Below are 8493 nucleotides of genomic sequence, written 5' to 3'. Positions count from 1 at the left end.
ACGGCGTCGCTGGTGACGGCCACCCGGGGCACGGGCAGGTCGGTCAGGAGCTGCTCGGCGAGGGCGCGGGCGGCATCCGGTGCGGAGGCGGCTCCCGCGGCGCCGACGCAGAGGGCCGCGGGCCGCAGCCCGGGCCGCCGTTCCAGCAGCGGCAGAACGGCGGCGCGCACGGCGGCGCGGGCCGCCGTCACTCCGTCGCGGGTGGCGAGCCCGGGGGCGCCGGGCACGTCGTGGGTCTCCCGGACGGGTCCGGTGTCGTCCCACAGCACGGCCCGGCAGCCGGTCTTGCCCAGGTCCACCGCCACTGCTGATGTCATTCGGCACGCCTTCGTGTCCAGGGATCCGTCGCGTCGGTCGGTCACCGTACGGCCCCGGAGGCCGGTGACGGGGTGCGGATCGCGGTCCAGCGAGTATCGGAACGCCGACATCCGCATGTCAATAAGTAACGTGGATCGATTTTATGCGTAACTTTTTGACGTACCGCCGGGGCGTGGCTACTGTGTCGGCCACCAACCCAGGAGGGAACGGCCCATGCCCCACCAGGAACGACGGCGCGCGACGGACCGGTCCGCGGAGGACGTGTCCCCGGCCGGAACCCTGGCGGGCATCCGGGCGGCGCTGCCGTCCCTGGCGCCCTCGGAGCGCCGGGTGGCCCAGGCCGTGCTGGCCGATCCGGCGCAGGCGTCGGAGCTGTCCATCAGCGCGCTCGGCAGGCGGGCCGACACGTCGGTGGCGACGGTGATGCGCTTCTGCCGGGCGATAGGCATGGCCAACTATCCGCAGTTGCGTCTCGCGCTGGCGGCGGCCGCGGCCCGGGAGGACGCGCGCGGCGGCGACCGTCCGGCCCCGGGCACCGACATCAGCGCCACCGACACGCTGGACGAGATCGTCCGGAAGATCGTCTACAACGAGATGCACGCCCTGGAGGACACCGCCGCCGGACTGGACACCGAGGTGCTGGGCCGTGCCGTGGACGCCGTGGCGGGTGCCCGGCGGATCGACATCTTCGGCGTCGGCGCCAGCGCCTTCGTCGGTCAGGACCTGCACCAGAAGCTGCACCGCATCGGCCGCACGGCCTTCGTGTGGACCGACCGGCACGCCGCCCTCACCGCCACCGCCCTGCTCGGACCGGGCGACGTCGCCCTGGCCATCTCCCACTCCGGGGAGACCGAGGACACCGTGGAACCCCTCCAGGTGGCCGCCGAGCGCGGTGCGACCACCATCGCGCTCACCAACGCGTCACGCTCCGCCCTCGCCGTGAGCGCGGACCTCGTCCTGGCCACCTGTGCCCGGGAGACCCCGTTCCGCTCCGGCGCGACCGCCAGCCGCATCGCCCAACTGGCCCTGATCGACTGTCTGTTCGTCGGGGTGGCGCAGCGGTCCTTCGATGCCACGACGGCCGCGCTGGAGAAGACCTACGGAGCCGTCCAGCACCGCCGGCGCCCTCAGCCGCAGCGCCGCTCCTCCGGCGACTGACCGCCGCACCCGCTCCCGACCGCCCGCCTCAGCACCGAAAGGACGACCGCGCCGTGGACCTCAGCACGCTCGGCACCGAGACCCGCAACGAGCGGACCACCGACCTGGACCGCATGCCGGTCACCGAACTGCTCTCCGTGATGAACGCCGAGGACCAGAGCGTCGCCCTGGCCGTGCGCGAGGCGCTTCCCCAGATCGGGGCGGCCGTCGAGGCGATCACCCGGTCGCTGCGGCTGGGCGGGCGGCTGATCTACCTGGGCGCCGGCACCAGTGGGCGGATCGGGCTGCTCGACGCCGTGGAGTGCCCCCCGACCTTCGGCACCTCCCCGGAGCAGGTCGTGGGCCTGCTCTCGGGCGGCCCGGGCGCGTTCGCGGTCGCCGTGGAGGGTGCCGAGGACGAGCCCGCGCGGGCCGTCGCCGACCTGGACGGCATCGGCGTGGACGAACGGGACACGGTGGTCGGCCTGGCCGCCAGCGGACGTACGCCCTACGTCGTCGGCGGTCTGAAGCACGCCGCCGCCAAGGGCGCCGTCACCGTGTCGGTCGCCTGCAACGCGGACGCGGTGGTGAGCCGTTACGCCGAGTTCCCGATCGAGGTGCCCACGGGTCCCGAGGTCGTCACGGGGTCGACGCGGCTCAAGGCCGGTACGGCGGAGAAGATGGTCTGCAACATGCTCTCGACGGCGTCGATGGTGCGCCTGGGCAAGGTCTACGGCAACCTCATGGTCGACGTGCGGGCCAGCAACGACAAGCTCGTGGACCGGGCCCGCCGCATGGTCGTCCAGGCGACCGGCGCCGGCCCCGACGCGGCCGCCGAGGCGCTGCGGGCGGCGGAGGGGCATGCCAAGACGGCCATCGTCATGCTGCTCGCCGGGTGCACCGCCGAGGAGGCCGCCGGTCGCCTCTCCGAGGCCGGGGGCGACACGAGGGCGGCGGTGGCGGCGGGCTGACGTGCCCTCGCGCCGGCCGGGACGGTCCCGGCCGGCGGGTGACGGCGGTCAGCCGTCGGAGTAGCTGAAGTCGCCCACCGTCCAGGCGCTGACGTCCTCGATGGCGACGCGGTACATCCCGCCCGTCTCCGGGATGCCCACCGTGCCCTGGAGGATCCGGGCGACGTGGAAGTGCAGATGGGTGGGTGGTCCGTCCTTCTTCGCGGGGGTGTCGAAGACGGCGGAGAACTCGCTCAGCTGGGCGGAGTCCGTCAGCACCTCCGACACCCGCTGCCGCCACACGGCTTCGGGAGCCAGGCGACCGGTGACGACGGCACCACCGGTCACCACGGTCAAGGACATCTGGCTGCTCTCCCCGGACTCCACGAGGGCGGCGATGTCAACGATCAGCTCGTCAGGCTTCGGCATGAGACCGGATTCTATGCGCCGCAGGCCACCGCCATGAGCGACGGTGGCCGAAGGGCGCCCTCAGACCTCGATCACGGTGCCGTCCAGGAACGCCAGCGACACCGTGCCGTTCCCGGCACCGGCCCGTACGGACACCACGTCGCGCAGGGCCCCCGGATGGATCCGGTCGCGGGACAGGGCCACCAGGGACACGTGCGTGGTGCGGCCCCCGGGGTGGCGGTCGAGACGCAGGTACGGGATCGCGGAACGTGGCCCGAAGGCGTTGGCCTGGACGTCCCGGGCGACCTCCGCGGTGCCCTCGTCCGTGCCGTCGCCCCAGCCGTGCAGCGCGATCACGGCACTGCTCAGGCCGTCGGCGGTACGGGCCAGCGCCCAGCCCGGGCCGGTCAGCGCGGCGGGGCTCTCCCCGTGCGCCACCGCGTGCCCGCCCTCCCGCACCGACGCCCCTTCGGGTGCTTCGACCCGGTGGACGCGGATCTCCCACGGCCCGTGCAGCACGCTGGTGGTCTCGACGCGGTACCGGCGCTCGTCGCCCGGGAGGCGTGCCGCGTACCAGGACGCGGCGATCCGGCCTTCGCAGCGCAGGGGGTGGATGCGGGTGCGCCGTGACGGTGTGCCGCTCGGTGACAGGAGCGCCAGGTGGTTGTCGACGGCCCGCGCCACCGCGTGCGGGGCGGTCTCGGGAGCCGTGGCGGTGGAGTAGGCGAGCCGCGCGTAGTGCGCGTCCTCGGCGCCGTCGGCCGGGTCGGCGCCCTCGGCCTGGGGTGGCTGGTGGTCGCTGCCGTGGTTGAGCAGCCTGACGATGCCGTCGTGCCGGGTGCCGTGCAGCAGCCAGCCCGGCGCCGGGAGGGCCCGGTAGGTGTCGGACTCCTCGACGGGCAGGGGCAGTTCCCGTTCCGTCCAGACCGGGTGGTCCGCCGGGAGCAGCAGCCCGAGGAAGGCCTTGCTCGCCCAGTACGGGGAGGCCGGGCCGGAGTAGGGCTGGGTGGCGGGGAGGAAGGTGTCGTACCAGCCGAGGGTCAGCAGCCCCCGCTCGTCGGGCACCCCGTGCTCGACGAAGTGCCGCAGTGTGCCGGAGGCGAGGCGCCGCGTCAGTCCGGGGGCGAGCGGCGTGCAGTCGGCCAGCGCCCCGGCCCACACCGGGGCCAGGGCGGCGAAGCGGTAGGCGAGCGAGCGTCCCTGGTGCACGGGCGCGCCGTCCGCGCCGAAGAAGTACGGGTAGTCCTCCAGAAATCTGCCCAGGCGCTCCCGGTAGGCGGCCGTCCGGCCTCCGTCGTCCCGCGCGATCCGCGACCACAGGAGCGGGTAGAGGTGCAGCGCCCAGCCGTTGTAGTAGTCGAAGTTGCGGCCGTCCCCGTCGGTGTACCAGCCGTCGCCCCGGTACCAGTCCTCGATCCTGTCGAGGCTGGACTCGATGTCCTGGCGGCTGTGCGGGGCGCCCACCGAGGCCAGGAACTCCTCCGACACGACCTGGAACAGACGCCAGTTGTTGTCCCAGGTACGGGCGCCGACGAAGCCGGAGAACCAGGCGACGACTCGTTCCTGCACCCCGGCGTCCAGGCGGTCCCAGATCCAGGGGCGGCTCTCGTGCAGGGCGACGGCGATGGCGGCCGCCTCGACCATCTGCTGGGAACAGTCGGTCAGCGCGGGCCAGGCCTCCTTGCCGCCGGGGTCCGTGCCCGCCGCGAGCCCGGCCGCGTAGCGCTCGGTCAGCGCCGGGTCCACGGCGCCGCCCGCGCCGGCGGTCCGGAAGGCCGCGAGCAGGAAGGAGCGGGCGAAGCCTTCGAGTCCGTCCGACACGACACCCGACCAGCTGCCGCGGCCGGGCAGCCGGTACTGGGCGAAGCCGGGTGTCGCGTACGGCACGAGCGCGTCCAGCATCCGGTCGGCCGTCGCCTCCCAGTGGGCGCGGGTCCAGCCGGTCCGTGAGGACAGGACCCGGTCGGTCGGCGGCAGGCGCAGATGCGGTGGGACGGACATCGTGGTTCTCCTCAAGGCGGTCTACGGGACGAGTTCGGCGCGGTGGGTGTGGCCGCGCGACCCGCCGACCGCGACGGTGAGACGGGTCCTGCGGCCGGGGGTGACGCCGACCGTGTCGTCCGCCTCGGCCACGGCGCGTACGCGGAACGGCAGTTCGACGTCGAGCGTGGTCAGGGTGCGGCCGGGGTCGGAGACGGCGACCGAGATCCGGTCGCCGCGCCGCAGGACCAGCACCGAGGCCGGGCCGGAGGAGCTGATCCCGGCCGCCGTGCCGGCGGTCCAGAAGGTCGCCGCGGTCAGGCCGAGCCGGCGGGCCTCCACCGCCTGCACGGTGGCGTCGTTGGCGACCACCTGCACCGGGCGGGAGTGTGCCCAGACGGCGGTGGCCGTGGCGGACGCGCCGGGCAGCAGGACGTGGGCGTACCGTCCCCCGGTGGGCGAGAGGCCGTGGTCGATCCACAGGGTGAGGTAGCGCCGGGTGACCGGGGTCGGCGAACCGGCGGTGTCCGCGCCGGTGTTGAGGTCCCGCCAGGCGCCGGTGCGTTCCTCGCGCAGGGCGTGGAGCGCGGCCGTGCCGGGGAAGACGTAGCCGCCGACGCCTTCCACGTGCGCCCAGCCGGTCCGGCCGAACCTTCCCGACCAGCCCTGCTCGTCGGGTTGCCGGGCCCCGTCGATCAGCAGGCGCGGCCTGCCGTCGCGGCCCAGGTTGCGGTTCTCGACGACGGTCTCGACGGTGCGGCCGTCGGTGGCGGTGATGTCCGCGCCGAGGGAGATCACCGCGTCGTCGATCAGGAACCAGGACTTCTTCGCCCGCAGGGTGCTGCCGGGTGCGCCGGTCAGTTGCATCGCGACGGCACCGTACCGGTCGTGGAGCACCGAGCCGCCCGCGACGGTGTTGGCCGGCAGAAAGGTGGACGTGCCGCCGCCCGTGCCGAGGTCGGTGCGCCGCCGGGTGTCGACCGTGGTTCCGGGCAGCCGGTACGGGTCGACGGTCGGCCAGAAGGCGTCGTTGAACTGCGCCAGGTCGCCGGTGTCGTAGAGGTACGCCATGCCGTCGCCGGTGTACCAGCCGTGCACGTTCTCGCCGTTGCCCGCCTCGTACGCGGCGATGCGCTGCGAGGAGAGCGAGAGGGCGTACGCCCAGCGCGGGCGGTGGTGGACGACGCGGTCCATGTCGGCGAACACATGGGTGCCGCCCGTCCGTTGCCGCGCGACGACGTCCGGGTCGTCCATGACGTCCTTGGCGAGGACGAGTTGGGGCAGGCCGGCGAGCGCGGCGAAGGGGGTGGTGCGGTTGCGGGTCAGCCAGCCCTTGGCGAGCGCGCGCCAGCGGCCGGCGTACGCCGCGGGCGCGCCGGTCGCCAGCAGCAGGATCGCCGCGACGGCCGCCGCACCGTCGCGATGGTCGCCGGCCCGCTCCCGGGAGACGGCACGGCCGCGTACGGCGTCCATCATCAGCCCCTCGAACACCACCGGCGTGAAGCTCCGCTCGACGGCCTCGTACAGCACCGAGACGTCGGGGTCGGCGACCTCCCACGGGGAGCCGGCCAGCAGCGACAGGAGGTGAGCGATGCCGCCGAGGAGGACCACGCCGTACGTGCCGGTGTAGGCGACCGTGCCGTGCTGGACGAACGAGCCGTCCTCGTAGAAGCCGTCCCCCGAGGCGACGTACCGGAACAGGCTGTTGCGCCCGGTGTCACGCACGTCGGACAGGGCGTCCCGGGCCGAGGCGATCTTGGCCGCGTCCTGGCCGAGCAGACCGCGCAGGGCCACGATCACGGCCTTGTCGACGCGGTTGGCGCCGGTCTCGGCGAGGCTGGGCGCGTTGGTGCGGCGGTCCGCGTCGGGGCAGAACCGGTCGACGACGGCCAGGTAGTCCGCCAGATCGGCGGCGGGCAGCCGGTCGCGCAGCAGGACGGCGGTGTCCATCAGGGCGCGGGGTGCGCCGATCTCCCAGAACCACCAGTTGCCCGTCTCGCTCCGCGCCGGGTGGTAGGCGGCGTCGTGGGCGAAGCGGAGCGCGGCCACGAGCGCGTCGGCGACAGCGGGGTCCGCGGTGAGCGAGGTGCCGGGCGTGGCCCAGGCGAGGGCGACGGTACGGAGCCTGGTGTAGCTCTGACCGAAGTTGCCGGGGTCGGCCACCGGGGCGAGATCGGCCCACAGGGCGGTGCGTGCCGGGTCCCGGTCGAGGGTGTCCCACTGGGCCTTGGCCGCGGTGTCCAGCGCGGCGACGGCCGCGGCGAGCCCGGGGTCGGCGGGGTCCAGGTCACCGCCGGTGAGCAGGGCCTCGGCACGCTCCAGGAGCGCGGGGACATCGGCGTCGGCAAAAGCGCCGGCCTCGGCGGATGTGGCGGCGTGGGCCAAGCCCGACGGGGTGACCAGGGCGGCGGCGCCGGTCGCCGCGGTCGCTGTCAGGAGGGATCGTCTGGTGAGTCGCACAGGGGGGTCCTTTCCGTCCCGGTCAGTCGGTGAGCGTGCTGGGGTCGACGGGCGGTTGCGGCAGGTGCAGCGCCGCCAGTTCCGCCCGGCCGGTCTCGTCGATCGGGAACGCCCAGGTGCGCACGAAGAAGTCGGTGAGGTCGTGGCCGGCGACCCGGCTGGAGTAGGTGGCCAGCGCCCGGTAGCGCTTGGCGTCCTCCGTGGAGGCGGACTGGGGGTTCTCCTCGCGCACCAGCCGGTGCAGCCGGGGCCAGAAGTCGTCGCCGAACGCGAGCTCCAGCTGGCGCAGGGGGACGAGCTTCTCGTACGCGCCGAAGGACTTCTCGTAGGCCAGTCCGTCGGTGCCGAACTTGCGCTGCGCGGACTGGAAATGGTCGAGGCCGGTTGCGGGGTCGACCGTCAGCAGGTTGGAGGGCTGCCCCAGGGTGCGCTGCGCGGCCAGGGAGTAGATGTTGACCGTGACCTCGGTGAGGCCGCCCGGCTTGTACGCGTACTGCTGATGCAGGTGGCCCAGCTCGTGGTAGAGACCCCAGCCGCGGGTGCGCAGCCCGGTGACGGTGGTGGCGCGGTCGAGGTAGGCGCGCGGGAAGCCGTTGTAGCCGTGGGTGGCGTAGGCGCCGACACCGGTCGGCACCTTGCTGACCTCGGTGAAGTGGTACGGCCCCGCCTTCCTGCGGTGCACCGGCCGTGATCCGTCCAGGCCGCTGATCCGGGCGTGCGAGTCGATGATCGTCTCGACCAGTTCCAGCAGCGCGGCGTGGTCCTCGTCGCGGTACAGGAGGGCGCCCTCGCGGGTGAGGGTCATGATGGTGTTCGGGGCGTGGAGCTCGACATAGGGGCTGTCGGTGAGCGTGTCGAGGCGCTGCTGGTACGCGGCCTCCGTGGTCTCGCCCAGGGTGAACACGGGCATCGGCACGGTCCCCGAACGGAACAGGACGCTCGCCCGCTCGCCGTCGCCGGTGAGGGTCAGGTAGACGGGGCCGCCGTGCGGGTCGGTGACCGTGTTGGCGCCGGCGGCCAGGGGGTAGCGGCGGGGCTCCGTGATCTCCCCGTAGTAGTCCCAGGCGCCGATCCAGAGGGTGGGAACGAGGCCGTCGTGCGGCCGGACCGTGAGGGCGAGGGCGGAACCGGCCCCGGCGTACAGCCCCGTGGGGTGGAACTCGCTTCCCCGCAGGGCCTGTCCGAGCCGGAGCCGTTCGGCCTCGGCGCCCGGCCGCGCGGTGACGACGACGGACGCCTG

The 8493-nt window shown here is 73.9% G+C and carries 6 protein-coding genes and 1 pseudogene; 2 read left to right on the top strand and 5 right to left on the bottom strand.

All coding sequences use genetic code 11. The features are described 5' to 3' along the window. Window positions 1–317: pseudogene (locus GTW67_RS02825) on the bottom strand (ATPase); the annotation flags it as partial. A 214-nt stretch (window positions 318–531) separates the two neighbouring features. Between GTW67_RS02825 and GTW67_RS02820 the strand changes: the two are divergent. Together GTW67_RS02820 and murQ are read left to right on the top strand one after the other, a co-directional pair. Further along, window positions 532–1476, top strand: coding sequence for a MurR/RpiR family transcriptional regulator (locus GTW67_RS02820; protein WP_161163204.1), 945 nt, complete (start codon window positions 532–534; stop codon window positions 1474–1476). 53 nt (window positions 1477–1529) lie between these two features. Next, window positions 1530–2426 carry an N-acetylmuramic acid 6-phosphate etherase gene (gene murQ / locus GTW67_RS02815; RefSeq protein WP_161163203.1) on the top strand — a complete coding sequence of 299 codons (897 nt, stop codon included), beginning with the start codon at window positions 1530–1532 and terminating at the stop codon, window positions 2424–2426. A gap of 48 nt (window positions 2427–2474) precedes the next feature. On the opposite strand, the gene GTW67_RS02810 is transcribed toward murQ, so the two are convergent. The 4 genes from GTW67_RS02810 to GTW67_RS02795 form a co-directional block, all read right to left on the bottom strand. Further along, entirely contained in the window at window positions 2475–2834 is a 360-nt protein-coding gene (locus GTW67_RS02810) for a GvpU-like protein (RefSeq protein ID WP_161163202.1), read from the bottom strand. Window positions 2835–2894: 60 nt separating this feature from the next. Then, window positions 2895–4814: a DUF2264 domain-containing protein gene (locus tag GTW67_RS02805; protein ID WP_161163201.1), complete on the bottom strand. Its 1920-nt coding sequence runs from the start codon at window positions 4812–4814 to the stop codon at window positions 2895–2897. Between the two features lie 21 nt (window positions 4815–4835). Beyond that, entirely contained in the window at window positions 4836–7253 is a 2418-nt protein-coding gene (locus GTW67_RS02800; protein WP_161163200.1) for a polysaccharide lyase family 8 super-sandwich domain-containing protein, read from the bottom strand. A gap of 22 nt (window positions 7254–7275) precedes the next feature. Next, window positions 7276–8493: M60 family metallopeptidase (locus GTW67_RS02795; protein ID WP_161163199.1), on the bottom strand; the 1218-nt coding region annotated here is incomplete at its 5' end.

It is taken from the genome of Streptomyces sp. SID5910 (assembly GCF_009862125.1).
In the GTDB taxonomy this organism is placed as follows: Bacteria; Actinomycetota; Actinomycetes; order Streptomycetales; family Streptomycetaceae; genus Streptomyces.
This window is presented reverse-complemented; position numbering and strand designations above follow the sequence as displayed.

Excerpts from the sequence above, each read along its gene's own strand:
- GTW67_RS02820 (WP_161163204.1), top strand. The coding sequence starts at position 532 with ATGCCCCACCAGGAACGACGGCGCGCGACGGACCGGTCCGCGGAGGAC.
- GTW67_RS02810 (WP_161163202.1), bottom strand. The coding sequence starts at position 2,834 with ATGCCGAAGCCTGACGAGCTGATCGTTGACATCGCCGCCCTCGTGGAG.
- GTW67_RS02805 (WP_161163201.1), bottom strand. The coding sequence starts at position 4,814 with ATGTCCGTCCCACCGCATCTGCGCCTGCCGCCGACCGACCGGGTCCTG.